This window comes from Legionella quinlivanii, assembly GCF_900461555.1.
GTDB classification, from domain to species: Bacteria; Pseudomonadota; Gammaproteobacteria; order Legionellales; family Legionellaceae; genus Legionella_C; species Legionella_C quinlivanii.
In genome coordinates, this window is the sequence record NZ_UGOX01000001.1 from 2,540,171 (window position 1) to 2,566,590 (window position 26,420).

The window sequence follows — 26,420 nt, forward strand, 5'->3', positions numbered from 1 at the left end:
AAAAATGAGTGACCTGGAATGTGAATTAAAAGGACAAGTTTTTGAAATCAGCCTGAATCGAATCGAAAAGAATAATGCCTTTGATGATGAATTATTAAAAACAATGCAAACCAGTCTGGAGAAAGCAATCCAGGATCCTGCGGTTTCTGTCATTTTACTGCGCGCCAATGGCCGCCATTTTTCAGCAGGCGCTGATTTACAATGGATGCAGCGAATGGCTCAGTTCACGCAAGAGGAAAATCTGGCCGATGCCATGATTCTCGCAAAACTTATGAATACTCTTTATTCCTGCCCTAAACCGACAATCGCTGCGGTACAGGGTGCCGCTTATGGCGGCGGAGTAGGACTGGTAGCTGCCTGTGATATTGCTATTGCCGGCCATTCCGCGCGTTTTTGTTTTTCTGAAGTTAAACTAGGCCTTATACCCGCTGTGATTAGCCCCTATATAATCAAAGCAATTGGTGAGCGATTAACCAAATGGCTGTTCATGAGTGCTGAAGTATTCGATGGAGAACAAGCAAAACAATATAATCTGGTTCATCATTATATTGATGATTATTTATTGGATTCATTTGCGCTAGACTATGCCAGCAAACTCAGCCATCTCGCACCCCGTGCTATTGTTGATTGCAAATCGCTGATAGAGCGGGTGGCATCAAAGCCCATTGATGGGCAGCTTATCGAAGAGACAGCTGCCATTATTGCAGCAAAAAGGGTTTCTGAGGAAGGACAGCGCGGCCTGCATGCGTTTTTAAATAAAGAACCCCCTAACTGGAACTAAGGATTTTCATGTTTAATAAAATTCTTATCGCTAACCGCGGTGAAATTGCCTGTCGAATCATTCGCACGGCAAAAAGCATGGGAATTACAACCGTTGCCCTATATTCCACAGCGGATAAAGAGAGCCAACATGTCAAGCAGGCCGACGAAGCCTATTGGGTAGGAGACTCCCCTGCTCTGGCAAGCTATTTAAACATCCATGCGATCATTGACATCGCAAAAAAAGCGAAGGCAGAGGCTATTCATCCCGGTTATGGTTTTTTATCAGAAAATCCTCAGTTTGCAGCAGCCTGTGAAAAAGAAGATATTGTTTTTATCGGCCCTACTATTAAAGCGCTTGAAGCAATGGCTTCCAAACAGTTAGCCAAGCAATTACTGGAGGGAAGCGCTGTTCCATTAACTCCAGGGTACCACGGCGGCGATCAGAGCGATAAACGTCTTAAGGAAGAAGCAAGCCGTATCGGGTTTCCCATTCTGTTAAAAGCGGCTGCCGGAGGCGGCGGTAAGGGAATGCGGGCAGTTCATGAGCTTGCTGAATTTGATTCCGCATTAGCAGGAGCCCGGCGTGAAGCCAAGGCAAGTTTTGCTGATGATACCATGATCATAGAAAAGCTGGTTTTAAATCCACGTCATGTGGAAGTACAAATCATGGCCGATCAGCATGGAGAGGTTGTTCATCTCTTCGAGCGAGACTGTTCCATCCAGCGTCGTCATCAGAAAATTATTGAGGAAGCCCCTGCCCCTGGTTTAGATACAGAACTAAAGCAAGGTCTTGCAGAGGCGGCCTGCGAAGTAGCCCGTTCAATCCAGTACCGCGGCGCCGGTACAGTTGAATTTTTAGTCGCTGAAGATAATCAGTTTTATTTTATGGAAATGAACACTCGCCTGCAGGTGGAGCATCCAGTAACCGAAATGATCACCGGACTTGACTTAGTCGCCTGGCAAATCAAAATTGCTGCTAATTTACCCCTGCCCCTTAAGCAGGAGAATATTCAGGCGACAGGTCATGCCATTGAATGCCGGATATACGCTGAAGATCCGGAACAGAACTTTATTCCTTCCATTGGAAAAATCCATTTTCTTAAAGAGCCTTGTGGAGAGGGTGTGCGCATTGATACAGGCGTAAGCACTGGTTCAACGATTAGCCAGTATTATGATCCAATGATTGCAAAGTTGATAGTCTGGGGAGAAACACGGCTTGAAGCCATTCAACGTCTGCAGCAAGCCCTTAAATCCTATGCTGTGGGCGGTTTAAAAACCAATATCGGCTTCTTGCAGGCCATTTGCAATCATCCACGGTTTATCAAGGGGGATTTGGGCACTGATTTTCTTAGCCGTGAAACCATTGAAATAGAAAACTCGGATGAGCTGGAGTGCTTATTACTTTCTGCCGCTTATGACTACTTAAGATTAATCAACCAGGAACAGGATCCATTGTTTCTTGAAAATTTTGCCTGGCAGCTGAATTTAGAAGGTTTTTGGTTTTTCCGCTACATGCTGGGGGATCAACTGAAAGAAGTGAAAATTATTGCCGTCAATGGCCAGGAATTTATTGCCCAAATTCAGAACAAAATCTGGCGTCTGTCTGCTACGTATCACAATGAGCGTTTAACAGTCAATGATGGTCATCAGCGGCGCTCTGCCTGGGTTATAAACAGAGAAGGGCAGATTGAAATTTACAATGCAACGGGTAATGTGCGTATTGAACGTTTTAGCTGGCAGACAAGTCATGCCGACACTGCTAGTCAGGGAGGGCGTTTAACAGCGCCGATGCCCGCCACTGTGGTTGCTATTTTAAAAAATGAAGGAGATGTGGTAAAAAAAGGAGAGCAATTACTGATTTTGGAAGCCATGAAAATGGAACACAGCATCCGCGCTCCCAAAGATGGAGTAATAACGGAATTATATTACAGGATCGGCTCTCAGGTGAATGAAGGTGAGGAATTACTGAAGCTTACATAATCCCAGTGCACCTCTGCGCGAAATGAAGAAAACCATTCGATAAACAGTTTCGGCGAAACGATAGGAAAAGACTGAAATGAACTATCCACAACAAGTTACGATAGTAGAAGTAGGCCCGCGTGACGGCTTGCAGAATGAACAAGTCTTTGTGCCTACCGCAGCCAAAATTGAACTGATTAATTTACTCAGTGAAAGCGGTCTTCGTTTTATAGAAGCTACCAGCTTTGTATCGGCTAAAGCCATACCACAGCTTGCAGACTGCGAAGAGGTTTTCAAATCAATTAATAAATCAGACAACATCCATTTATCGGCTCTTGTGCCTAATATGAAAGGCATGGAGAAAGCTTTGAATTGCGAAGTGAAAGAAATCGCGCTGTTCACATCCGCCAGTGAAGCGTTTAATCAGTATAATATCAATTGTTCAATTGCCGAAAGCATCCGTCGTTTCGAGCCGGTAATGGATATCGCCAAAGAACGAAAAATGCCGGTCAGAGCCTATATTTCCTGTGCGCTTGGCTGTCCTTACGAAGGCACTATTATTCCGGCGCAGGTTGTCAGCGTCATGCGAGTGCTGCTTGAGCTTGGAGTAACCGAAATCTGTCTGGGGGATACAATCGGCGTTGGCACACCTAAACAAACTCACGGATTGATTTCAGAAGTCCTGGAAATTTTACCCCGACACCAGCTGGCCATGCATTTTCATGATACCTATGGGCAAGCAATTGCCAATATTTATACCTCACTGCAGTTAGGGGTTAGCCGCTTTGACAGCTCCGTGGCCGGACTCGGCGGATGTCCTTATGCGCGCGGCTCAGCCGGAAATGTGGCGACTGAAGATGTGCTTTATCTTATGCACGGATTGGGAATCGAAACAGGAGTCGATATCTATAAAATTGTGGCTGCCGGCGATATGATTTGTAAAATACTGGGTAAAAAAAATCAGTCCAAAGTCGCTACAGCGCTTCTGGCAAATCCTTAAAGAATTGTATACTTTTTGAAAAAAACCGAGATTCCCGCTCTATTTAAGGCCACTGGATATATAATTACTAAAAGAACCGAACAAAAATTGCCAAGCCAGTAATACAGACTAATGGCGCGGCTTGTCCGAGGGACGTAGGAGCAAGGGTTAAAGCCTTAAGTAAGCGCCATTAAGCAATGCAGACAAGCCAACTCACGGAGCTTTTTATGGATAATCGAAATAAAATTATTGGCATTATCAGCCTGATTATCATCATTCTTATAGTCGCCCTCGCCTTTTATAATTATAAAGGCTTTCACTCCGTAGAAACAGGCTCAACCAATGCCTCAGTACCGACAGAGGTAGCAAGCCCTCCGGAAGGCGGAAGCTAGAACAAGGTTCTATTGACCAGAACCTGCTATAGAGCATCAATCACAGGGCTGTTTTTTGCATAATTGACAAAACCGGATTTTTCGAGAAATCTGCAAATTTTTTTCAATCCTTTAACGATTCTTTACTGTATGAATATCTTAAAACCGGTGTAATATTCACTCTTATTTTTTCTAACTCTCAACGAAGTCAGGTGAAAAAGTGGATGGTAAAAAATTAACAGTAGGATTAGTTCAACAACAGTGGTATCCAAATGCCGACAAACACAAAGAAGAATTGAGTAAAGGGATTCTTCATGCGGCCAGACAAGGAGCTAAACTGATTTGTCTGCAGGAATTAACCCTTTCACCCTATTTCTGTACTAGTCCTTCTGTTGATCCAGAACCCTATATGGAAGATATTAAAACAGGACCTACTGCCCAGTTCGTTAGTCATATGGCAAAAACCGCGAATGCCACCATCACCGCATCCCTGTTTGAGAGAGAGGGATATAACACAGCAGTCGCTTTCGATAATAAAGGTGAATTGATAGCTGTCACCCGCAAGCAACACATCCCCAGCGGTGAAAAATACCATGAAGATTATTATTTTAAACCGGGAGATTCTGACTATCCGATCCATCGGATTGCCGATCATCAGACCGGGCTTCCTACTTGCTATGATCAATGGTTTCCTGAGTTATCCCGTATTTATGGCCTTAAAGGAGCGGAGCTTTTAATTTATCCCACCGCTATTGGCGCCGAACCCACTGCACCCGGATTTGACAGTCAACCGATGTGGCAGAAAGTGATGATCGCTCAAGGCATTATGGCTAACTGTTTCATTATCGCGGTCAATCGGATCGGCACCGAAGACGGCCTTAAATTTTACGGCAGCAGTTTTATTTCCAATCCCTTTGGTGAAATTATTGCGGAGGCTCCCCGTCATGAACCCGCAGTAGTGGTTGCAGAACTCGATTTTAATCAGAGAGACTTATGGGGTCGATTATTTCCTTTCCCAAAACAAAGGCAACCGGCAACTTATCATGAATTGCTGAAACCTCATCAACCAACTGGATGCCCCTGATGCCTACCCAACCATCTTCCGAGAATTTTTATAATATCTCCCATTGGGGAGAAGGCTATTTTTCAATCAATAACAGGGGCAATATTGAAGTCAGCAAACATCCGCATAAGCCGGGTGTAGAGCTTCAGGCCATTGTTAATAGTGCCAGCCGCGCCGGTCTGCAACTACCTTTACTTATACGATTTGTCGATATTCTGCATGATCGGGTCGCAAAACTTCATGAAGCCTTTTATGAAGCGATTGAAGAAATTAGTTATCAGGGAAGATACAAACTGGTTTATCCAATCAAGGTCAACCAGGAGCAATGCGTGGTCCGCGAACTGCTTAAATCGCCGCATTTCAGTGTAGGCCTTGAAGCGGGAAGCAAACCTGAGTTAATGGCTGTTATCGGTATGCTTAGCCACCAAAGAACAACCATCGTATGCAATGGCTATAAAGATAGCGGCTATATTCGCATTGCGCTTATCGCTCAGCAAATGGGGCATCAGGTATTCATAGTCATTGAAAAACAATCCGAACTTGAGATCTTACTCAAAGAAGCGGCTCGTCTGGGTGTTAAACCCAGCATCGGCATCCGCATTCGGCTGGTTACCAAAGGCGCTGGCAAGTGGGAAAATACGGGCGGAGCGAAGTCAAAATTCGGGCTGAATGCCGAACAGGTTCTTGAGGTTGTCAGGAAGCTGAAAGCGCATAATGCATTGGACTGCCTTCAGCTTATGCACTGTCATTTAGGCTCACAAATTGCCAATATCCATGATATCCGCCACTGTATGCTGGAAGTTGGCCGCTATTATGTTGAATTAAGACGGCTCGAGGCGCCAATCGGCACTATTGATGTCGGAGGCGGATTAGGAGTGGACTATGAAGGCACCCGCTCCAGTACCGGCTGCTCAATGAATTATACCGTCAATGAATATGCGACCAATATTCTGCTGGCACTTCGGCATATGTGTGAAGAAGCCAATATGCCAGAGCCAGATATTATCTCTGAATCAGGTCGTGCCCTGACAGCACATCATGCGGTGTTAATATCCAATATCACCGATGTGGAAATTATCAGGAAATCGTCTCCTCTACCCAAAATCGACGCGAATGATTCACACGTCATACGGGATATCTGGGATACTTATCAATCAATTAGTGACAGCTTACCCAGTGAAATTTACAATTATGCCCGGCATTCGCTTGATGAAGCACATTCAATGTTTAAGCATGGCGTGATAAGCCTTAAGGAAAAAGCTAAAGTTGAGCAACTGTTTACCGTAATTTGTCTGGAAATTCAGAATAGGCTCGATCCGGAGAGTCCAGGAGATAATGAATTAATTGCTTTAATTCATGAGCAAATGGCGGCCAAGATTTTTTGCAACCTTTCCTTTTTTCAGTCACTGCCAGATGCATGGGCCATTGGTCAGATTTTTCCAGTCGCCCCTATTACTCATTTAACCGAACCGCCTGCAATGCACAGTATCTTACAGGATTTAACCTGTGACTCCGATGGCACTCTCAAACAATATACAGGCAGTTCTCGTATTCATCCGACATTACTGCTGCCTCATTTCGATCCGCAAAACCCCTATGCGATTGCTTTTTTTATGGTAGGGGCCTACCAGGAAATTCTTGGTAATCTGCATAATTTATTTGGCGATACCAATTCGCTCGATGTAAAATTGTCAGATAATCAAGGGTTTGAAATTAATGATTTGGTCAGCGGAGATACAGTAACCAATGTATTGAATATGGCTCATTATGATACAAAAAGATTGCTGCAATCCTATGAGAAACAATTGTTAAACACAGATCTTTCTGAGGAAAGCATTAACACCTATTTAAATGAGTTGCGTAGTGTATTTTCACAACTAACCTATCTTAATGGTAACAAAACAAAGGGAACTTTATGATTACTCCGCGACAAGCCGGATATTACATGCCTGCCGAATGGTATCCTCATGCAGCTTGCTGGATGGCCTGGCCCCGCCATTTACAAACATGGTCAGCCATTGGACTTGAACGCGCCAGAAAAGCCTATGCAAAAGTCGCCAAGGCCATTAGTCAATACGAGCCAGTGATGATGCTGGTTCAGCCTGGAGAAGAAGCGCAGGTGGCAGAATACTGCAATGACAGTGTGCGCATAATTACTTTGCCCCTGGATGACTCCTGGACACGGGATACCGGAGCGACTTTCCTTCTTAACCATCAATACGAACTGGCAGGAATTGACTGGATCCATAACGCCTGGGGAGGAAACTATCCCGAGTATGAACTGGATCAGGAAATTGCTAAAGCCCTTATTCACTATACCGAGGCCCGTTATTTTAAAGCGCCGCTGGTTATGGAAGGCGGCTCGTTTCACGTCGATGGCGAAGGTACTGTTTTGACCACCCGTGAATGCCTGCTCAACAAAAATCGTAATCCTCAGCTCAGTCAGCATCAGATTGAAAGTTATTTACATGAATTTCTGGGAGCAGAACATACAATTTGGCTAAACCGCGGATTAATTGGCGACGAGACTGATGGGCACATCGATGAAATCGCCTGCTTCATTGAGCCCGCCAAAGTATTAGCTTTGACCACCAGCGACAAAACGGATGTTAACTATTACCTGCTCCAGGAAAACCTGGAAATTTTAAAAACCGCTCGTGATGCCAGAGGACGTCAACTGGAGGTGGTCACTGTCGAACAACCCCCAGCCACGTTTATGAATGAGGAGCGTCTGACCTTATCCTACATTAACTTCTATCGCGCCAATCAGGGTATTGTAATGCCCTCTTTCGGCCATGCAAGTTACGATGAAGCCGCGTTTGTCCTGTTTAAACAACTGTTCCCCACCTGCCGAATCAGTCAAATTGATGCACTGGATGTGTTTGCTGGCGGAGGTGGAATACATTGTATAACTCAGCAGCAACCCGTATCCAGATAAACTATTGTTTCAAGAAAGGAAGCATTATGAACATTCCTGTTTGGCAGCCCAAACATTCTGAAGAAAGCAGAATGTGGCAATTTATGCGCCACGTCGAAAAATCTTGCTCGTTGGATTTTAATCACTACGAGCAATTATATGACTGGTCTATCCAGGAACCGGCACAATTCTGGCAAGCCATAGTGAATTTTTTCGGCATAGAATGGGATGATTCAGCTGGTGAGGTTTTAAATCATCATGAGCATATGCTGGAAGCCAGGTGGTTTGAAGGAGTACGCTTTAATTTTGCCAGTCAATTATTAAAACGCAATGACGATCACCCAGCAATTGTGAGTATCGATGAAAATGGGAAGCGTGCACAGCTGAGCTATAAACAATTACGACAGCAAGTAGCCTATTGTACCCAGGGCCTTCTCGATGCCGGCGTTTGCAAAGGCGACCGAGTGGCCGCTATTATGCCCAATGTCGCCCATACCATCATCGCCATGCTGGCAACCAGCTCAATTGGCGCAATCTGGTCGTCCTGCTCGCCCGATTTCGGCGCTCAGGCAGCCATTGACCGGCTTGGCCAGGTTGAACCCAAAGTTTTATTTGCCTGCAATGGCCATCAGTATATGGGCAAAACACATCTAGCCGAAGACAAAATTGCAGAATTGAAAAAAGCGATTCCCTCGATACAACAGGTCATTATTTCCCCGATCATCAATGAGCCTTTTAATATCGAAACAATCGATAAGGCCGTCTGGTGGCAAGACTTTCTTAAACCCGCCGCAGATTGCCAGTTTACTTCCCTGCCATTTGCTCATCCGCTTTATATTCTTTTCTCGTCAGGAACAACAGGTAAGCCCAAATGTATCATGCATGGCGCTGGCGGCACTTTACTACAGCATATTAAAGAGCTTGGGCTGCACAGCAATATTTCAGAACAGGATAATCTTTGTTTTTATACCACCTGCGGCTGGATGATGTGGAACTGGATGGTTTCTGTGCTGGCCTTAGGCGCGACATTAACCCTTTATGAAGGGGCTCCCAATTTTCCTGACGCCTATCGGTTATTCCAATTAGTGGATGAAGAAGGGGTTACCGTGTTCGGTACCAGTGCCAAGTTTCTATCTGCTGTCGAAAAAGCAGGAGCCACTCCAGGCTCGCGCTATTCTATGCCGACTCTAAAAGCTATTTTATCGACAGGCTCCCCGCTGCTGCCCAAAAATTATGATTTTGTTTACCAGCAGATCAAATCCGATGTGCAATTGAGTTCAATTTCCGGCGGCACAGACATCGTTTCCTGCTTTGCATTGGGTAACCCGATACTGCCTGTTTACCGCGGCGAGCTGCAATGCCGCGGTTTAGGCATGGCCGTGAAAATTTATAATGAGGAAGGTCAGTCGGTACAGGAAGAATGCGGGGAGCTGGTTTGCACTCAGGCATTTCCCTCAATGCCGATAGGTTTTTGGAATGATCCTGACAAAAAAGCCTATAAGCATGCCTATTTTGAGCGCTTTGAAAAGGTTTGGGCTCACGGCGATTTTGCCGAACTGACCCCGCACAAAGGCCTGATTATTTATGGGCGTTCCGATGCCGTATTAAATCCAGGGGGCGTAAGAATAGGCACCGCTGAAATCTATCGTCAGGTCGAAAAAGTAGAAGAGGTACTGGAAAGCATCGTAATTGCCCAAAAATGGGAGGACGATGTGCGAGTTGTTTTATTCGTCAAACTGCGTAATGGTTCTCAATTAACCGAGGAATTACAACATAAAATACGGGATATTATCCGGAAAAATGCGTCACCCCGACACGTACCTGCCAGGATTTTGCAAGTGACTGATATTCCGCGAACGATGAGCGGGAAAATTGTTGAAGTCGCAGTCAGGCAAGTGGTTCATGGCGAAACAGTAAGCAATTTAAGTTCTCTGGCAAACCCGGAAGCGCTGGAATATTACCGGAATAGAGTAGAATTAAAACAGTAAAAATCCATAACCTTGATGCGTGATGCATCAAGGTTAGTTTCAAACTACTATCAACCAGCGGTAAAAATATTCAGACCATTTCCTAGATGACATTGGATGCTATATTCCTTAACCTTGCTGTAGTCAGCAGCGCGCATTAATGTAATTTTCAATGCAGCCTTACCGTCAGCAGTCAACTCAAATTTACTATAGCCAAAGGCAGGTGTTCCCGGCAGAAATGGGTCGTTCAGGGTAAAATGGCGATCTGAGGCCGTGACCAGTTGGCCTGCTATCAGCATTACAGCGTTGGGTTGAATAGAGGTTGTGACATCAGGTAAAGGCATTTCCGAGACACAATTCTTAACCGACCAGACAAAACTTAAGGCTTGTCCGTGGCTCACTGCGTCGGCAACCTCTGAAAAACTGGCCAGCTCGGCTGCCTGAACAGAGAAAGCGGCTGCTGCCATTAAAGAGAGGACTGTTTTTTTCATTACTGCTCCTTGCTAAAAGGCGCTAAGATGCCAAGAACTTGTGTGAAAGTCAAATTCACATTAACCTCCTCCCTATGCTATCTTGCTCAAAAACATAGCAAAATTTAAAAATATATTCCCCTTCCTGAAGAAATAGCGTATTATTAATGCATTGCGCCGATTTGAAATTTCAGCTTGCGGGCGCACAAAACCAGTCTCTGGTTTTTGTAAAACGGCTAAAGCGGATCAAACATCCCATCCTGCCCTATTCCCGCCTGCTGTACTCCTCGTAGGTAATATACACATATGATTGAATTAGTTGGGCTTCACAAATCTTATCATCAGGTAACTGCTCTGAATAACGTCAGTTTATTCATTCAGGAAGGTGAAATATTTGGTATTATTGGCCGCAGTGGTGCTGGAAAATCCACTTTACTGCGCAGTATCAATTTGCTTGAACGGCCAGACTCAGGCGAAGTTCTCGTTGACAATAAAGCAATGACTTCACTGACAGAATCTGAGCTGCGCCAGGCTCGGCATAAAATTGCCATGATTTTTCAGCATTTTAATCTCCTGCAATCTAAGAATGTGTATGACAATATCGCATTGCCCATGCGGATACAGGGCATCAGCGAAGATGAAATCGCCGCAAAGATTGAAGAATTATTACCGCTGGTCGAATTGCAGGATAAAAAACATGCCTATCCAGCCCAATTAAGCGGCGGTCAAAAACAACGGGTCGCCATTGCGCGTGCTCTGAGCTGTTCCCCTAAAATCCTTCTTTGTGACGAAGCCACCTCGGCCCTGGATCCTGAAACCACAGAGTCCATTTTAACGCTGCTAAAAAAAATAAATGGAGTTTATGGTATTACCATCGTTCTGATTACCCATGAAATGGATGTCGTGAAGCGAATTTGCCATCGCCTGGCGGTTATGGAAAAAGGGCAAATTATTGAAGTAACTTCTTTGGCCAGTGCGTTTAAAGACCCACAAAGTCTGGCAAGGAATATGTTATATTCCCAATTAAGCCCGCAGCTGCCCCCCTGTCTTGCTGGTACACTGATTCAGAAACCCAATAATAAACCTCTGCTGCGTTTATTCTTTCAGGGCGACAATGCCACTGTACCCTTCATAAGTAAAACCAGCCGGGAATTGCATATTGATATCAATATTCTGCTGGCTAATATTGATCGTTTCGATACGGTGACCTGTGGGGTGCTGGTTGTAGAACTGATAGCGGATGAAAACCTGTTAACTGCTTTTATCGAGCGTTGTGAGAAAGCCAATTTAACCGTGGAGATTTTAGGTTATGTCACTGAACCTGCTTTATGATGTTGTTCAAGCCAGTCTTGAGACAGTTTATATGACGGCAGTAAGCACTATTCTGGCAACTTTACTGGGCCTGCCGCTGGGGACTTTATTATTTACTTCCTCCAGAATAAAGCCGCATGCCTGGATTAATCGTTTTACCGCCGGCCTGATTAATTTTACGCGTTCCATCCCCTTTATTATATTACTGGTTGCTCTAATTCCCTTCACACGCCTTTTGATAGGCACGTCCATTGGAATCAATGCCGCTATTGTTCCATTAACCATCGGTGCTATCCCTTTTTATGCGCGCCTGGTGGATAATATTTATCAGGGACTTCCCGGCGGCCTCATTGAAACCGGCTTTTCCATGGGCGCAGATACCTGGCAAATGATTAAACACATTTTGCTGCCGGAAGCCTTTCCATCGCTAATCCAGGCCACCACCGTGACTGCTATTGCGCTGGTTAATTATACCGCAATGGCCGGTACAATCGGCGGAGGCGGTCTTGGCGATCTGGCTATCCGTTACGGCTATCAGCGATTTAATTCGACCGTGATGATTGTCACCGTAATCATTCTTGTCGGTATCGTCCAGTTATTACAAATGGCAGGGGACCGACTGACCAGACGCTACACACATTGTTAACAGGAGATTTTCATGCGCTTATTTTCCATAATTTTTTTAAGTCTCAGTTTATTGGCATGCAGTAAACCCTCCCCTAATACTCTGGTTATAGGGACCATCTCCGGCCCGGAAACCGATTTGGTGGAAACCGCCAAGGAAGTCGCACTGACGCAATATGATTTAGCAGTAAAAATAGTTGAATTCAATGACTATAATTTGCCTAATGAAGCCCTGCAGGATGGGAGCATTGATGCCAATGTTTATCAGCATCTCCCCTATTTGAAAGCCTCCATGAAAGCCCATGGCTATACTCTGGAACCTATTGGCAAAACCTTTGTTTATCCAACAGGGATCTACTCCAGCAAACATAAAGCTATCAGCGAAATCGGCGATAATGCCATCATCGCTATCCCAAATGATCCCAGTAATGAAGAAAGAGCCCTTCTTTTAATGCAAAAAGCCGGTTTGATTCAATTAAAAAAAGACGACACTACAATGACCGTTGCGGATATTTCCGAAAACCCTAAACACCTGCAAATCAAGGAAATGGATGCAGGCCAATTGCCGCGCGTACTTGATGATGTGGATGCAGCGATCATCAATACTACATTCGCCATTCCGGCCGGCCTTGATCCATTGAAAGACGCCATCTTTGTTGAAGATAAAAACTCACCCTATGCCAATCTGATTGTTATTAATCAAAACAGTGAAAAGAAAGTACAACTCGAAGAGTTTGTTAAGGCTTTCCAATCACCTCAAGTCAAAGCAAAAGCCAAAGAGTTATTTGGTGACGCAGCAATACCAGCCTGGGAATAAGCGTCTATCTGACGCTCCAGAATCACGTCATTCCTGCGTCCGACAGGAATGATGTGGTTGAATCTAAGCTGCCACGTCCATTCCATTTGACTGTTAATCATTAGGTCTCAGGTTCGAGTCTTGACCGGGGAGCCACTTCTAGCGTGGCTTAAATCGAATCCTCCTAAAAAACCATCACCCATTTGGGACACTGATGGGACAGTACAAGGCAACAAACTACAACAAAACAATACCTAATCAACCTGTCTTTTGCTCTCTTAACATAAGCTATGTCATTTGTTCTTTTTGCCTTATTTTAAAACGAAACTAAAGGTGCTTATTGGGTTACTGTTCCGTGAGTGTCCCAAAAATTAAAAAAAGCCATGCAATGTATTGATCGATAAAAATTAATTTTTATTAGTCTCATGATTAGCTATCAATGGTTGTTATTTTTTGGTGATTTCTTTAGTCTTCGCAGAATAGGCAGATTGGTGGTAGGCGCCACCAATCTTAATCAACATTAACCGTATCGGGGCTAATGGTGACTGATGTAACTATAACATATCAGTTACCAACCTCCATCTGAGGAGATTGGTATATGGCAGTAATTGAAGAACGAAAATCAAAAGACGGTGTTTCCTATCGTGTCAAAATCCGTCTGAAAGGACATAAACCACAAGAGGCGACTTTCAAAAGAAAGACAGACGCCAAAAATTGGGCGACAAGCACAGAAGCCGCTATACGAGAAAACCGTTATTTTAAATGTGCTGAATCAAAAAAACGTACTGTAGCAGAGCTTATTGATAGATACATTGAAATCATCCTGCCTGAAAAATCAGAATCCATGCAAGCCTCTCAGGCAAAACAACTTGCTAGGTGGAAAGATAAAGCAGGCTACTATTTATTGGCAGATTTTACCTCTCAAATTATAACATCCCTCCGAATAGAATTAGCAAACAGCCCCACTCCCAGAGGCGAAAAAAGAACCAATGCGACAGTTAATCGATATTTAGCAGCCATATCCCATGTATTAACTACTGCGGTTAATGAATGGGAATGGCTAGAAACTAACCCTGTACTCAAAAAAATGCACGAGTGAGTTTTCCTTCGCTGTAACACACCGACTATAAAATATCACCTATTAAATCACACAATTATTAAAAGTTTACATTTTATGTAAAAATTCTAGGAATCCTCGAATATTTCTTGTTAAATTAAACCTAGGTTTAACTTTATGCTATAATATCTAGTATGACTAGAAATAATGAATCAAAAATAAACCATTTTATGGTTACAGCACCATCAGGTGTAGTATTGACTGCCGCATGGCTTGAGGAACAAGGCGTATCTTCCAAGCTAGCGTGGTGGTATGTCCACTCAGGGCTATTAGAAAAGCTCGGAACTAACGCTTATAAAAAAGCAGGCGATCACATCACTTGGGAAGGGGCGATTAATGCGCTGCAAACACAGCTAGCAACTCCAATCCATGTAGGAGCAAAAACTGCCTTGCATTTATTAGGATTAGGGCATTTTGTATCTATGCAAGGTATGCAGCACATCATGCTATTTGCGCCTGCAACTACTAAAATACCAAAATGGCTATTAGCTAATACATGGAATGCAGAGTTTGAGATATACAAATCCTCATTATTTTCTAATGATCAAGGATTAGTAGAACGACCTATCAATGGCATAAACTTAAAAATATCCAGTCCTGAAAGAGCCGCGCTTGAACTACTTTATCTATATCCTCAGCATCAATCACTGAATGAGATAACCTATTTAATAGAAAATCTAGCTCAATTAAGACCGAAAGTAATCCAAGCATTACTAGAGGACTGCCATTCAATCAAAGTAAAAAGGCTTTTCTTACATTTAAGTGAACAATTTAATCATCCTTGGTTTTCTAGTTTGGATTTAACAAAAGTAGATTTGGGCAAAGGTAAGCGAGTATTAGCTGAAGGCGGAAAATATTTTTCTAAATATCAGCTGTCTTTGCCTGAAGTAAAGGAGTAATGCATTGAGTTTTCAAGACGTTTATAAAAATCAGGTAGCTTTATTGCTCGAAGTCTTACCTGTACTTAATGATTTTAAATGTTTCGCTTTAAAAGGTGGCACAGCAATTAATTTATTCATCCATGATATGCCCAGATTAAGTGTTGATATTGACCTGACTTATTTACCTATTGAGAGCCGAGATGTTTTCCTTACAAATATCGAAGTTGAATTACTGAAAATGAAACAGCTGATCGAGCAATTTGGTGTGACAGTTAAAACAGTACTTATGAAAAACGGATCAATATCCAAACTACAGGTTTATTCCAATCATGGCATGATCAAGATTGAACCTAATTTTGTCTTAAGAGGTTCTGTATTTCCTTGTGAAGAGATAGAGCTATGCGACAAAGCCCAAGGCCAATTTTTAAAATTTATGCGCGTTAGAACATTATCCGTTGCTGATTTGTACGGTGGTAAAATATGCGCAGCATTAGATAGATATCATCCTCGTGATCTATTCGATATAAAACTTTTATTAGAAAATCAAGGACTAACTGAAGCAATCCGGCAAGCGTTCATTGTTTATCTTGCCAGTGGTTCGAGACCTATGCATGAACTTCTTGAACCGAGAATAACAGAAACATCACAAAAAGAATTTGAAAGCACTTTTCAAAATGAGTTTTCTGGCATGACTTCCATTCCTACCACACATGAAGAATTAAAAGGCATTCAAGCACATTTACCTAAACTACTACTGAGTTCTTTTACCGAAACAGAAAAAATGTTTTTAATTCAATTAAAGTCTGGCAATCCTGACTGGTCATTACTACCTATAGATGGCATTGAAAATCTTCCTGGTATTCAATGGAAGTTACAAAACATTAACAAAATTCCCGAAGAGAAAAAAATAGAGCAGCTCAACAAATTAAAACGAGTTTTAGACGTCTAAAAAGTAATTGATTTCGTAGGACACTCATGGGCACTACGCTACAAATAATGGCAATAAATGATAACAACTGGCAGTAATAAGCTTGTTCATAGTGATTGATTTATTATTGTTATTTGTTGTAGAGTGTTGCGATTGATGGCTAAGACTACGACTGTTAATCATTAGGTCTCAGGTTCGAGTCTTGACTGGGAATCATATACAGTAAGGCTTCTAGTTAAAATCAAATTTTAATGTTTTCATGGTTATATGATATACAAGCACTGTCTAGTTTAACAAAAAATTTTATTAAAATTTCATGTAAATTTTTATTCTGCCACTTACTTCCATCCTTAACCATCTGCATCAGAAAAGCTACATTGTGTTCGTATGGTAATTATGACACAGCTTGTGTCGTAATTAATGTATGACAAGTTGCCTTGTTAGTTAAATTTTTAGCATATGCTGCAACTTTTTTACCCGCAAATGCGGGTATATTTGATTTTACCCGCACTTAAGGGTATAGTTGGTATTATTGGCAATTGAGGGTAAAATAGAGGGTTTATGATTATTCGATCAGCAAAAGATTTGGCATTATATTTAAATGACAAGCGCAAGCAACTCAAAATGAGTCAATCTGAAGTCGCGGATTTAGTGGGTTTAAAACAGGATACTATATCAAAGTTTGAAAATAGCCCTGACAATAGTCGAATTGATACTTTATTTAGAATATTGTCCGCCCTGAATTTAAATATTAGCCTTGTTGAAAAAAATCAAGAGACTCATAAAGAGCTCGAATGGTAATGCGTAAATTATACATATTGATGAATAATGAGCTTGTGGGTGAGCTTATACAGGATAATGCAGGAGGCTTGAGTTTTTCCTATGTCGGGGACTGGATCTCCAAGCCACATTCGCGACCAGTATCTTTATCGTTGCCATTAGTAAATCAAAAATTTTCAGGAGAAGTCGTTTATAACTTTTTTGATAATTTGCTTCCCGATAATCCACAGATAAGAGCTAGAATTCAAGCTCGTTTTCAGGCAAAATCATCACGACCCTTTGATTTATTGGCATTAATTGGCATTGATTGTGTTGGTGCAATACAAATTGTTGAGCGTATTCCTCAAACACAGCCCCTCAGCATTGAAAGTCACGTTGTCAGTGAGGCCGAAATAGCTCGTACTTTACGTTCTTACCAAACCTCGCCACTGGGAATGGATAAAGAGGATGATGAGTTTAGAATCTCAATAGCCGGTGCTCAGGAAAAAACAGCTTTTCTATATTACCAAAATGAATGGCATAAGCCATTTGGACCTACACCAACAACTCACATATTCAAATTACCTATTGGATATTTACCACATCAAGGAATGGATTTAAGTGAGAGCTGTGAAAATGAGCATCTCTGTTTATTACTAGCCAGCAAATTTGGTTTGGATGTTGCAAAATCAAAAATCTTACAATTCGAAGATGAAAAGGTGCTGGTTGTCGAAAGATTTGATCGAAAATGGAGTCGAGATAACCGCTATATACTCAGGTTACCGCAAGAAGACCTATGCCAGGCATTGGGCTACTCACCAAATTTAAAATATCAGTCAGATGGCGGTCCGGGTATTAAAGACGTTATGCAGCTGCTTAATGGTTCGCAACAGCCCCAAAAAGACAGAGATGATTTTTTCAGAGCTCAGGTTGTGTACTGGTGCCTTGGCGCTATTGATGCGCATGCCAAAAATTTCAGTATAAGTATACAACCACAAGGCGCTTACCAGCTCACCCCCTTATACGACATCATTTCAGCCTATCCTATCGTGGAACAAAAACAGCTATCCTTTAAGAAATTGAAAATGGCAATGGCTTTATATGGTAAAAATAATCATTATAAGATTGACGGCATTCAAAAAAGACACTTTATTGAAACGGCAAAATACGTCCAATATTCTAAAATTAAAGCAACTCAGATTTTTGAACAAGTGCTCGATCGTATTGATTCTGCTATCGATGAGGTCTCCATACAATTACCAGACCATTTCCCAGAAAAGATTGCAGATCCAATATTCAAAGGGATGAGAGATTTTAAGGAGCGAATGATATCCAAATGAATCATTATGAAATTTGATTTCACTTTTCACAAGTTGCTCCTGTTGCGGTTGGATTTCTAACAGGATTGACAACCTCACTTTCAGATTTATCAGTGTGTATAATTGCTGTCTTTCACTCCAAGGCCTTATCATGAAGAAAATTAAACTAATAGCATTGATTCTTGCAAGCAATTACTTATGCTTGTCTGGTTATGCTAGCGACGCCCAGGATGTTTTCTATCAGGCGTTTAATTTCGCTAAAAATGAGTCTCCTTTTAGTCAGCAACTAAATTGGAACGACATTGAAACAAAAGCACTGGAGTTTATTGGCAATGAAGAGATTATCTGTCGAGGTACTTCCGCAATTGCGAATATATTAGCCCCTGCACTTAACAAATATGATTTTCACTCCTTAGTGACTGAGCAGGGTTTAGGTAGTACATTATGTCCAAATTACCATCCTGATGAATTGAGTCAATATTGGAGTGACTTTATACAGTTAAATGATGCTGCTCGTTCTTATATTCAAGAGACAACCTCCCATTTTTGGGGAAAACGGTATGGGGATATAGCGTATATCTATGTACCAAGTGGGTATGCGTTTAGTCATAATGAAGTAAATGCCAGAATAATGGAAGGCAGGAATCTTATTAATGAGTTAGATCTTGATACCGCCGCAGGGGTTATTGTTGACTTTCGACTTAATGGTGGTGGTAATTATTTTCCGATGCTACTGAGTCTTTCAAAATTAATAACTCCAGGAACCTTATTTTCGTATTCAAACGGAGAAAGGATACATTTATCAGAGGATGGGAATACCCTGGCTGCATTAACAGCGGATGGTTTAAAAGTGATACTTCACCAAATCGATCATTCGCCTCCAGTAAATCGAGTTAATATACCTATTGTGTTACTAGTAGATGAGGGAACAGGGAGTTCTGGTGCAATTACAGCTTTTGCATTGAAAGAAAATTCAAGCACATCTCATATCCTTGGTGAACGAACCAGTCCCACTTTGTCAGTCAATGCAAGCTTGGAATTAAAAGACGGCAACTATTTCAATCTAATGATACTGCGCATGGTATCAGCGGATGGAATCGAACAACCCTTATATTTAGACATTGATACCAGGTTGGAACATAATTTTTATTCAATGTTTAAACCAGAAGATAAGAGTATAAAACAGGCCATTCAATTCTTAAATCAACCTAACTGATCCGGCGTTTTCCTTAACGGGCTTGGGGGGTAATGGAACGGCCAACCGACTTAAGCAAATGAATTTTATTATACAATCTGAATTTTACACCATTTAGGAGGAAGATTGATATAATGCTGGATTATTTGCTGTCCATTCAAAATGGTCTAATGGAAACCCAACCATGCAACGGTTGGTGCGCCCGAAGACTTACTTCTGGCACATAATACACGAGCATAAATGAGAATTTAGTGGTTTGCCTTTCGCAATATAAGTTGTAGTAGTGTGATTACCCCATGGGTGAGCCATTCCGGTTCAATTCAATCATTTTTGTCGCCATATCTGTAGTGGTATCCTCTTTTGGCACAGCAGTATGCTCTTTAAAAAAGCGATTCTGTTGATGTTTTTTGAAGATTAGGAATCGATCATCAGTAGTATCAAAACCATAAATCGGACCTTTAAAAAGGCTATCAGCTAAAACTTCTTGCTTATTTATCGGAAGCTCACACACTCCAAGTTGTACCAGTTTTTCAAGTTCAGCTTGTTTATCCTGTTGAGGAGAATTAATAATTTTCCGGTTTAGATATTCTATTCCAGACTCATCACATAAGTTTGTTATATTATAAAATCCGTCATTTACCAGAAAAGAAGGCATTTTTAATTTGTTTTGAAGCAGCCAATTGTGAAATCTATATCCTTTTTCATCGGTACCATCATGACATATAAAATCTCGAATTGCGTAAGGATTATATTGTAATAAGTCAATTATAGAAAAAGGAGGATTGTCTCGGTAGTATTGAATCAGATGTTTTCCGTTAAATATTTCAATCATTTCTAAGGCAAATGAATATGTTTTAAACGGATCGCCTACATCAATTGCCTGTTGTAACAATTCTATTGATAATCCTTTTTCGGTGTTAAAAAACTCCCATACTGTTTCAGGAATATGCGTCCTTTTATATATTTTCATAAAGTCCCTTTAAGTTGCGGTTAGATAATAACTATACGTTAAATGTAGTGGTAAAGTAAATTTACACTATTGCCCGTAAGGTAAAGTTAATATTCAAACAAAGGTTTATACTAATTAGATTTTAGGTACGAACTAATGAACTGGGCAGTTGAGGAAATGCAAAAGATGGATTCAAGGAAAAGCGCTTAATCCCTATCGTATCCCCCGCCCGGGCATAATTTAATGCATTGTGTTGCAAGCGCAGATTTTGATAATTGAAAGCACATAAACCATGTTCGCAAAATAATTAGTTTTTGTTTGTTTAACACTCTGTCAGAGTTCGTGGGTTCTTGTTTAAAATCAAAATCGGGGGCTTATTTTCTATCCCGTCATAATTCAAATAAAGAAGTTCTCCCATCATCCCGCAGGGTATTGATGCTAAGTTAGCGTTATTTTGTACTTGCTCTTGATTTTCCAGATTCGGCGGATTTTCGAATATGATAGGGGAATTCATATTCTTCTTGATGATTCAGAAAAACCGTCTTTGCGAGCGTCAGCGAAGCAATCCAGATCCTGACTTTGTTCAAGGTTCGATCTGGATTGCTTCACTTTGTTCGCAAAGACAGGTTAGCGTTAATAACGATAGTGGTCCGGCTTGTAAGGTCCATTCGCTTTCACACCTAAATACTCTGCCTGCTGTTTAGTCAAGGTTGTCAGCTTTGCCCCGATACGTTTGAGATGCAGACGTGCCACTTTTTCATCCAATAATTTAGGCAGTACATAAACCTGCTTTTGATATTGGCTGGCATTGGTGAATAATTCAATTTGTGCCAATACCTGATTGGAGAAAGAAGCTGACATCACAAAACTTGGATGTCCAGTCGCACAGCCCAGATTCACCAGGCGTCCTTCTGCCAGGACGATTAATCGTTTGCCGTCAGGGAAAATGACATGGTCCACCTGAGGTTTGATATTTTCCCATTGATATTGTCTCAGGCTCTGGATATCAATTTCTGAATCGAAATGACCGATATTACAGAGAATCGCCTGATTGCGCATACGAATCATATGCTCATGGGCTACCACATGATAATTTCCTGTGGCTGTTACCACGATATCCACTTCATGTGCCACATCATCGAGGGTTACTACGCGATATCCTTCCATTGCAGCCTGGAGAGCACAAATTGGGTCCACTTCGGTAATCCACACTGTGGCGCCCTGACCGCGCAGCGCCTGAGCACAGCCCTTGCCCACATCGCCATAGCCCATAATCAGGGCAATCTTACCGGCTATCATGACATCTGTAGCCCTTTTAATCCCATCAAGCAAGGATTCTCTGCAACCGTATAAATTATCGAATTTGGATTTGGTGACCGAATCATTGACATTGATAGCCGGGATCATCAACTGCTTATTTCGCGCCATTTCATACAATCTGGCGACACCTGTGGTCGTTTCTTCTGAAACGCCATGAATGTGTTTCAGCATTTCCGGATATTTTTCATGCAGAACCTGCGTTAAATCGCCGCCGTCATCCAATAAAAGATTGGGCGTCCAGCCATTGGGACCACGCAATGTTTGTTCCACACACCACCAGTATTCCTCTTCTGTCTCGCCTTTCCATGCAAAAACGGGAACACCCACTTCTGCCATCGCAGCAGCAGCATGATCCTGAGTAGAAAAAATATTGCAGGAAGACCATCTGACTTCAGCACCCAGAGCAATCAGGGTTTCAATCAGAACAGCCGTTTGAATCGTCATATGCAGACAACCTGCAATTCGAGCCCCCTTTAGCGGTTTTTGAGCAGCAAATTCTTCCCGTAAAGCCATTAAGCCTGGCATTTCCGTTTCGGCGATGGCGATTTCCTTGCGCCCCCAGTCTGCAAGTGACAAATCAGCCACTTTATAATCTTGATGTGTTTGCAGGTTACTGGCTACATTGGTTGTTTTCATAATATTCCTTGCGTTAATAACTGACAGCTTATGAATTAAAGCGCCTTTTTTAAAGCATCGACTTTATCCAGTCTTTCCCAGGGAAAATCCGGTCTGCCGTAATGGCCATAAGTTGCTGTCTGACGGTAGATAGGTCTTAACAGTTCGTGATGATCAATTATACCCTGGGGGGTTAAATCAAAATGCTCACGAATCAGGTTGATGATGGTATATTCAGGAAGAACCCCGGTGCCGAAGGTTTCTACACTGATGGAAGTAGGTTCTGCAACACCAATCGCATAGGAAACCTGAATTTCACATTTTTCTGCAATTCCTGCCGCAACCAGATTTTTAGCCACATGGCGAGCCGCATAGGCCGCTGAACGATCTACCTTGGATGGATCTTTTCCTGAGAAGCAGCCGCCGCCATGTCTGGCCATGCCGCCATAAGTATCCACAATAATTTTTCTGCCGGTTAAACCGCAATCCCCTAAAGGTCCGCCGATTACAAATCGCCCGGTGGGATTGATAAAATAGCGTGTTTTGCTATTTAACCATTCTGCTGGAATCACTTCATGAATGATCGCGGATTTGATTGTTTCAACCAGCTCATTATAACTCACATCAGGATGATGCTGGGTGGAGAACACAACCGTATCCACAGCAACCGGCATACCATTCTCATATAGAAGAGTCAGCTGGCATTTGGCATCAGGCCGTAACCAGGAAATGCTGCCGTTTTTTCGTAGCTCCGCCTGCTTCTCCATCAGGCGATGGGAATAAGCAATCGGGGCAGGCATGTATACATCCGTTTCGCGGCTGGCATAACCAAACATTAAACCCTGATCCCCTGCTCCCAGAATTTTTGTATCCTGATTGTCCACTCCACGGGCAATATCAGGCGATTGCTTGCCTATTGCCGAAAGAACGGCACAGGAAGCCCAATCGAAACCCATTTCCGAACTGTTATAACCAATCTCTTTAATCACCTGACGGGTAATTTCTTCAACATCCACCCATGCAGAAGTCGTGATTTCACCACCGACTAAAACCATACCGGTTTTTACAAAAGTCTCACAGGCAACTCTTGCTTTAGGGTCTTTGCTGAGGATTGCATCAAGAATGGCGTCAGATATTTGATCAGCGATTTTGTCAGGATGACCTTCAGAAACAGATTCTGAAGTAAATACTTTAAGCTCGGTCACTTCTATATTTCCTTTTAACGTTAATGCTCTGAGTTTGCGGCAAACAACATTGCTTCCCGAATCTCTTTGTTTTAAATTCTCTCATGCTTATGTCGAGACTCGATTCATTGGGATGTAAAAACAGTTTCTGGCTTTATAGTAATATGGGTAATTACTTATCATTTTTCATCATCGAAATAAATTGCTCAAAAAGAATCTCAATATCATGAGGCCCCGGGCTTGATTCAGGGTGTCCCTGAAATCCAAAAGCAGGCTTTGTTTTGTGTTTTATCCCCTGCAAACTGTTATCAAACAAAGAGCGATGGGTTACTTCCAGACACTCTGGCAAACTGGCTTCATCAATTGAAAAGCCATGGTTCTGACTGGTAATGAATACTCGTTTTTTCCCACCACATTCAGCCACAGGATGGTTGGCGCCATGATGGCCGAACTTCATTTTTAACGATTTGCCGCCAGCAGCCAGTCCTAGAATTTGAAAACCAAGGCAAATGCCGAATATCGGGATCCCTTCTTCCAGAAATACCCGGGTTGCATTGACTGCATAGTCGCAGGCTAATGGGTCACCGGGTCCATTAGAAAGAAATACACCATCCGGGTTTAGAGCCAGGACCTCTTCTGCGCTGGTTTTAGCGGGCACAAGGGTTATATAACAGCCTTTGTCTTTCAGAATACGAAGGATGGTATGTTTCACACCAAAATCATAAGCGACTACATGGTATTGAAGCGGGCTTGAATCTAATGCCCATTGTCCACGGCCTTCATCCCAGCGGTCAATTGCCTGACGCGACACTTCGCAGGCCAAATCCGCGCCATTTAATCCGCTAAACGCCCTGGCTCTCTCAATCGCTTGCTCGGTTTTATCTGCCTGCGTGCTGATACAAGCCCCTATTGCACCTTGCTCACGTAAATGAATAGTTAACTGGCGGGTATCAATTCCTGAAATAGCCACAACCCCATTTCGTTTTAACCATTCAGGTAAAGATAGCGTCGAGCGATAATTACTGGGATTTTGAGTGCAGTTACGCATGACCAATCCTGCCGCCCAAATTCGTGATGACTCCATATCCTCTTCGTTACAACCAGTGTTCCCAACATGTGCTGCGGTTAGTGTAATTATCTGGCGGGCATAGGAAGGGTCAGTGAGCATTTCCTGGTAACCAGTCATTGCCGTATTAAAAACGAGCTCTCCAACACAGTGACCGGAAGCACCTGCAGAGAGTCCATGATAAAGCGTTCCATCAGCAAGAGCTAATATGGCTGGTTTATTCAACATGAAGAAAATCCTACAAATGGGCAATCATTAGTCTCGCTGCCATTGCGTGAAATCCCTTTGTATGCTGCGAGGCAGCAGCCAGTATAAGGCTGCTTAATCCTGTATTCGCACACATGGCGCGAATTCCTCAATACGCTTCCTGAATGGCAGTGCCGTACAATGGCGGAAAAATACATCAAAGCCGTAATTGTAGCTCAGACTTGTTAAAATTTCATGTCTTCAAAAAACTTTTTTACACCATCAAACCAGGAGCTTGACTTGGGAGAATGTGTTTTTTTGCTACTGTCCAAAGATTCCTGTAATTTCGTCAACAGTTCTTTCTGCTCTTTGGATAAATTCACAGGCGTTTCTACTGCCACTTTACATAATAAATCACCAACACCATGACCACGGACCGATTTCATACCCTTTCCGCGTAATCGAAACACTTTGGCTGTTTGTGTTTCCGGTGGAATTTTCAGACTAACCCGCCCCTCGAGGGTAGGTACTTCAATCGTGCCGCCTAATGCTGCGGTGGCAAAACTAATAGGCACTTCGCAATATAAATCACTCTCATGACGTTCGAAGATGGCATGTTGCTTGACGTTAATCTGGACGTACAAATCACCCGAACCGCCGCCGTAAGCGCCGGCTTCGCCTTCGCCGGACAAACGAACCCGATCCCCATTATCCACACCGGCGGGAATTTTAACGGTTAATTTTTTACTTTCTCTGACTCGACCTTGCCCATGACAGCTTGTGCAGGGATCCGTAATTATTTTACCTTCACCATGACAACCGGGGCATGTTTGCTGAATAGAAAAAAAGCCTTGCTGAATTCGTACCTGGCCTATTCCGCCACAGGTTTCACAATTTTTTGGGGTTGAGCCGGCTTTTGCACCTGTACCACTACAGGTCTGGCAAGCCGCATGCCGGGGAACAGTGATTTCTATCTGCTTGCCCAGTGCTGCTTCCTCAAGCGTCAACTGAACATTATACTGTAAATCAGAGCCACGCTGCCCTCTGGACTGCCGGCTATGAGTGCGGCCGCCTGAGAAAATATTTTCAAAGATATCTTCAAACACATCGCCAAAACCGAACCCGCCCTGGCCGCCAAAACCGCCTGCAGCCCCATCTACTCCCGCATGACCGAACTGATCATAGGCAGTCCGCTTTTGCGGATCGGATAACACTGCATAGGCTCTTTGTACTTCTTTGAATTTATCTTCCGCAACATTATCATTTGGATTACGATCCGGATGATATTTCATTGCCAATTTTCGATAAGCTTTTTTTATTTCGCCTTCATTGGCTCCACGATTAACACCCAGAATCTCATAATAATCCCGTTGATCCATGACTGCACACACCAATAACTATGCTTTTACCCGGGGTAAAAACGGAATAATACAAAAAGAATGTCTCGTTTATTAAACCGCGACGCTCTTCCACCTATTCTATACTATTAAATTGTAGCCCCTGCAAAATAAATGGCATCCGGATTTAGCATTCTTAAGCAAAAAAACCTTGATGCGCTTCGCATATCAAGGCTACATTTTAAATAAATTCCTGCTTTAGCACATAGGCGTCAACTTCTTAGGGATCTCTCTTAAAAATCTTCTCTCCCTCAGGGAGAGAGTTAGAGAGAGGGATTTTAAAAT

At 42.6% G+C, this 26,420-nt stretch carries 23 protein-coding genes; 17 read left to right on the forward strand and 6 right to left on the reverse strand.

The genetic code is table 11. The annotated features are described in order from the left end of the window. Positions 1-4 precede the first annotated feature (4 nt). From DYH61_RS10795 to DYH61_RS10825, 8 genes are all read left to right on the forward strand, one after another. Positions 5-781 (forward strand): enoyl-CoA hydratase-related protein, encoded by a 777-nt coding sequence (locus DYH61_RS10795; RefSeq protein WP_058507538.1) that lies wholly within the window; start codon positions 5-7, stop codon positions 779-781. Between the two features lie 8 nt (positions 782-789). Next, on the forward strand, positions 790-2,742 hold the full coding sequence (locus DYH61_RS10800; protein ID WP_058507539.1) for an acetyl/propionyl/methylcrotonyl-CoA carboxylase subunit alpha: 1,953 nt from the start codon (positions 790-792) through the stop codon (positions 2,740-2,742). A gap of 76 nt (positions 2,743-2,818) precedes the next feature. Then, on the forward strand, positions 2,819-3,721 hold the full coding sequence (locus tag DYH61_RS10805) for a hydroxymethylglutaryl-CoA lyase (protein WP_058507540.1): 903 nt from the start codon (positions 2,819-2,821) through the stop codon (positions 3,719-3,721). 206 nt (positions 3,722-3,927) lie between these two features. Further along, positions 3,928-4,092, forward strand: coding sequence for a hypothetical protein (locus DYH61_RS15665; RefSeq protein ID WP_157072294.1), 165 nt, complete (start codon positions 3,928-3,930; stop codon positions 4,090-4,092). A gap of 199 nt (positions 4,093-4,291) precedes the next feature. Continuing rightward, positions 4,292-5,155: a nitrilase-related carbon-nitrogen hydrolase gene (locus DYH61_RS10810; RefSeq protein WP_058507541.1), complete on the forward strand. Its 864-nt coding sequence runs from the start codon at positions 4,292-4,294 to the stop codon at positions 5,153-5,155. Then, positions 5,155-7,053, forward strand: a complete 1,899-nt coding sequence (gene speA, locus DYH61_RS10815; RefSeq protein WP_058507542.1) for a biosynthetic arginine decarboxylase — start codon at positions 5,155-5,157, stop codon at positions 7,051-7,053. Before DYH61_RS10810 ends, speA begins: the two co-directional genes overlap by 1 nt. Then, complete coding sequence (locus DYH61_RS10820) at positions 7,050-8,072, forward strand: agmatine deiminase family protein (RefSeq protein WP_103989261.1); 1,023 nt, start codon at positions 7,050-7,052, stop codon at positions 8,070-8,072. Before speA ends, DYH61_RS10820 begins: the two co-directional genes overlap by 4 nt. 26 nt (positions 8,073-8,098) lie before the next feature. Further along, positions 8,099-10,039, forward strand: coding sequence for an acetoacetate--CoA ligase (locus DYH61_RS10825; RefSeq protein ID WP_058507543.1), 1,941 nt, complete (start codon positions 8,099-8,101; stop codon positions 10,037-10,039). A 50-nt stretch (positions 10,040-10,089) separates the two neighbouring features. Here the strand turns inward: DYH61_RS10825 and DYH61_RS10830 are convergent, their stop codons facing one another. Next, positions 10,090-10,509 carry a VirK family protein gene (locus DYH61_RS10830; RefSeq protein ID WP_058507544.1) on the reverse strand — a complete coding sequence of 140 codons (420 nt, stop codon included), beginning with the start codon at positions 10,507-10,509 and terminating at the stop codon, positions 10,090-10,092. 285 nt (positions 10,510-10,794) lie between these two features. Between DYH61_RS10830 and DYH61_RS10835 the strand changes: the two genes are divergently transcribed. The 9 genes from DYH61_RS10835 (at position 10,795) to DYH61_RS10875 (ending at position 19,439) form a co-directional block, all read left to right on the forward strand. Further along, positions 10,795-11,820: a methionine ABC transporter ATP-binding protein gene (locus tag DYH61_RS10835; protein WP_058507545.1), complete on the forward strand. Its 1,026-nt coding sequence runs from the start codon at positions 10,795-10,797 to the stop codon at positions 11,818-11,820. Next, positions 11,798-12,445, forward strand: coding sequence for a methionine ABC transporter permease (locus tag DYH61_RS10840; protein WP_058507546.1), 648 nt, complete (start codon positions 11,798-11,800; stop codon positions 12,443-12,445). Before DYH61_RS10835 ends, DYH61_RS10840 begins: the two co-directional genes overlap by 23 nt. Positions 12,446-12,457: 12 nt before the next feature. After that, positions 12,458-13,240 (forward strand): MetQ/NlpA family ABC transporter substrate-binding protein, encoded by a 783-nt coding sequence (locus tag DYH61_RS10845; protein ID WP_058507547.1) that lies wholly within the window; start codon positions 12,458-12,460, stop codon positions 13,238-13,240. Between the two features lie 577 nt (positions 13,241-13,817). Further along, the gene (locus DYH61_RS10850; protein ID WP_058507548.1) at positions 13,818-14,318 is read left to right on the forward strand and encodes a hypothetical protein; all 501 of its coding nucleotides are present in this window, start codon (positions 13,818-13,820) and stop codon (positions 14,316-14,318) included. 152 nt (positions 14,319-14,470) lie between these two features. Continuing rightward, the gene (locus DYH61_RS10855) at positions 14,471-15,235 is read left to right on the forward strand and encodes a type IV toxin-antitoxin system AbiEi family antitoxin (protein ID WP_058507549.1); all 765 of its coding nucleotides are present in this window, start codon (positions 14,471-14,473) and stop codon (positions 15,233-15,235) included. A gap of 4 nt (positions 15,236-15,239) precedes the next feature. Beyond that, positions 15,240-16,166 carry a nucleotidyl transferase AbiEii/AbiGii toxin family protein gene (locus DYH61_RS10860; RefSeq protein ID WP_058507550.1) on the forward strand — a complete coding sequence of 309 codons (927 nt, stop codon included), beginning with the start codon at positions 15,240-15,242 and terminating at the stop codon, positions 16,164-16,166. A 540-nt stretch (positions 16,167-16,706) separates the two neighbouring features. Beyond that, positions 16,707-16,946: a helix-turn-helix domain-containing protein gene (locus DYH61_RS10865; RefSeq protein ID WP_058507551.1), complete on the forward strand. Its 240-nt coding sequence runs from the start codon at positions 16,707-16,709 to the stop codon at positions 16,944-16,946. Further along, positions 16,940-18,244, forward strand: a complete 1,305-nt coding sequence (locus tag DYH61_RS10870) for a type II toxin-antitoxin system HipA family toxin (RefSeq protein ID WP_058507552.1) — start codon at positions 16,940-16,942, stop codon at positions 18,242-18,244. Before DYH61_RS10865 ends, DYH61_RS10870 begins: the two co-directional genes overlap by 7 nt. A gap of 130 nt (positions 18,245-18,374) precedes the next feature. Beyond that, positions 18,375-19,439: a S41 family peptidase gene (locus tag DYH61_RS10875; RefSeq protein WP_058507553.1), complete on the forward strand. Its 1,065-nt coding sequence runs from the start codon at positions 18,375-18,377 to the stop codon at positions 19,437-19,439. 268 nt (positions 19,440-19,707) lie between these two features. On the opposite strand, the gene DYH61_RS10880 is transcribed toward DYH61_RS10875, so the two are convergent. The 5 genes from DYH61_RS10880 to dnaJ form a co-directional block, all read right to left on the reverse strand. Further along, on the reverse strand, positions 19,708-20,388 hold the full coding sequence (locus DYH61_RS10880; RefSeq protein WP_058507554.1) for a hypothetical protein: 681 nt from the start codon (positions 20,386-20,388) through the stop codon (positions 19,708-19,710). A gap of 612 nt (positions 20,389-21,000) precedes the next feature. Then, the gene (gene ahcY, locus DYH61_RS10890) at positions 21,001-22,323 is read right to left on the reverse strand and encodes an adenosylhomocysteinase (protein WP_058507556.1); all 1,323 of its coding nucleotides are present in this window, start codon (positions 22,321-22,323) and stop codon (positions 21,001-21,003) included. Positions 22,324-22,358: 35 nt separating this feature from the next. Next, positions 22,359-23,507 (reverse strand): methionine adenosyltransferase, encoded by a 1,149-nt coding sequence (metK, locus tag DYH61_RS10895; protein WP_058507557.1) that lies wholly within the window; start codon positions 23,505-23,507, stop codon positions 22,359-22,361. Positions 23,508-23,658: 151 nt separating this feature from the next. After that, positions 23,659-24,780 carry a glutamine-hydrolyzing carbamoyl-phosphate synthase small subunit gene (gene carA, locus DYH61_RS10900; protein ID WP_058507558.1) on the reverse strand — a complete coding sequence of 374 codons (1,122 nt, stop codon included), beginning with the start codon at positions 24,778-24,780 and terminating at the stop codon, positions 23,659-23,661. A 203-nt stretch (positions 24,781-24,983) separates the two neighbouring features. Continuing rightward, positions 24,984-26,117, reverse strand: coding sequence for a molecular chaperone DnaJ (gene dnaJ / locus DYH61_RS10905; protein WP_058507559.1), 1,134 nt, complete (start codon positions 26,115-26,117; stop codon positions 24,984-24,986). Positions 26,118-26,420: the final 303 nt, after the last annotated feature.

What these genes read in the sequence shown, in the direction of transcription:
- speA (WP_058507542.1), top strand. Translation starts at nt 5,155, where the DNA reads ATGCCTACCCAACCATCTTCCGAGAATTTTTATAATATCTCCCATTGG.
- DYH61_RS10800 (WP_058507539.1), top strand. Translation starts at nt 790, where the DNA reads ATGTTTAATAAAATTCTTATCGCTAACCGCGGTGAAATTGCCTGTCGA.
- DYH61_RS10835 (WP_058507545.1), top strand. Translation starts at nt 10,795, where the DNA reads ATGATTGAATTAGTTGGGCTTCACAAATCTTATCATCAGGTAACTGCT.
- DYH61_RS10855 (WP_058507549.1), top strand. Translation starts at nt 14,471, where the DNA reads ATGACTAGAAATAATGAATCAAAAATAAACCATTTTATGGTTACAGCA.
- DYH61_RS10870 (WP_058507552.1), top strand. Translation starts at nt 16,940, where the DNA reads ATGGTAATGCGTAAATTATACATATTGATGAATAATGAGCTTGTGGGT.
- dnaJ (WP_058507559.1), bottom strand. Translation starts at nt 26,117, where the DNA reads ATGGATCAACGGGATTATTATGAGATTCTGGGTGTTAATCGTGGAGCC.
- DYH61_RS10875 (WP_058507553.1), top strand. Translation starts at nt 18,375, where the DNA reads ATGAAGAAAATTAAACTAATAGCATTGATTCTTGCAAGCAATTACTTA.
- DYH61_RS10850 (WP_058507548.1), top strand. Translation starts at nt 13,818, where the DNA reads ATGGCAGTAATTGAAGAACGAAAATCAAAAGACGGTGTTTCCTATCGT.
- DYH61_RS10845 (WP_058507547.1), top strand. Translation starts at nt 12,458, where the DNA reads ATGCGCTTATTTTCCATAATTTTTTTAAGTCTCAGTTTATTGGCATGC.
- DYH61_RS10820 (WP_103989261.1), top strand. Translation starts at nt 7,050, where the DNA reads ATGATTACTCCGCGACAAGCCGGATATTACATGCCTGCCGAATGGTAT.
- DYH61_RS10865 (WP_058507551.1), top strand. Translation starts at nt 16,707, where the DNA reads ATGATTATTCGATCAGCAAAAGATTTGGCATTATATTTAAATGACAAG.
- carA (WP_058507558.1), bottom strand. Translation starts at nt 24,780, where the DNA reads ATGTTGAATAAACCAGCCATATTAGCTCTTGCTGATGGAACGCTTTAT.
- DYH61_RS10840 (WP_058507546.1), top strand. Translation starts at nt 11,798, where the DNA reads ATGTCACTGAACCTGCTTTATGATGTTGTTCAAGCCAGTCTTGAGACA.
- DYH61_RS10825 (WP_058507543.1), top strand. Translation starts at nt 8,099, where the DNA reads ATGAACATTCCTGTTTGGCAGCCCAAACATTCTGAAGAAAGCAGAATG.
- DYH61_RS10805 (WP_058507540.1), top strand. Translation starts at nt 2,819, where the DNA reads ATGAACTATCCACAACAAGTTACGATAGTAGAAGTAGGCCCGCGTGAC.
- DYH61_RS10830 (WP_058507544.1), bottom strand. Translation starts at nt 10,509, where the DNA reads ATGAAAAAAACAGTCCTCTCTTTAATGGCAGCAGCCGCTTTCTCTGTT.
- DYH61_RS10795 (WP_058507538.1), top strand. Translation starts at nt 5, where the DNA reads ATGAGTGACCTGGAATGTGAATTAAAAGGACAAGTTTTTGAAATCAGC.
- DYH61_RS10880 (WP_058507554.1), bottom strand. Translation starts at nt 20,388, where the DNA reads ATGAAAATATATAAAAGGACGCATATTCCTGAAACAGTATGGGAGTTT.
- ahcY (WP_058507556.1), bottom strand. Translation starts at nt 22,323, where the DNA reads ATGAAAACAACCAATGTAGCCAGTAACCTGCAAACACATCAAGATTAT.
- DYH61_RS15665 (WP_157072294.1), top strand. Translation starts at nt 3,928, where the DNA reads ATGGATAATCGAAATAAAATTATTGGCATTATCAGCCTGATTATCATC.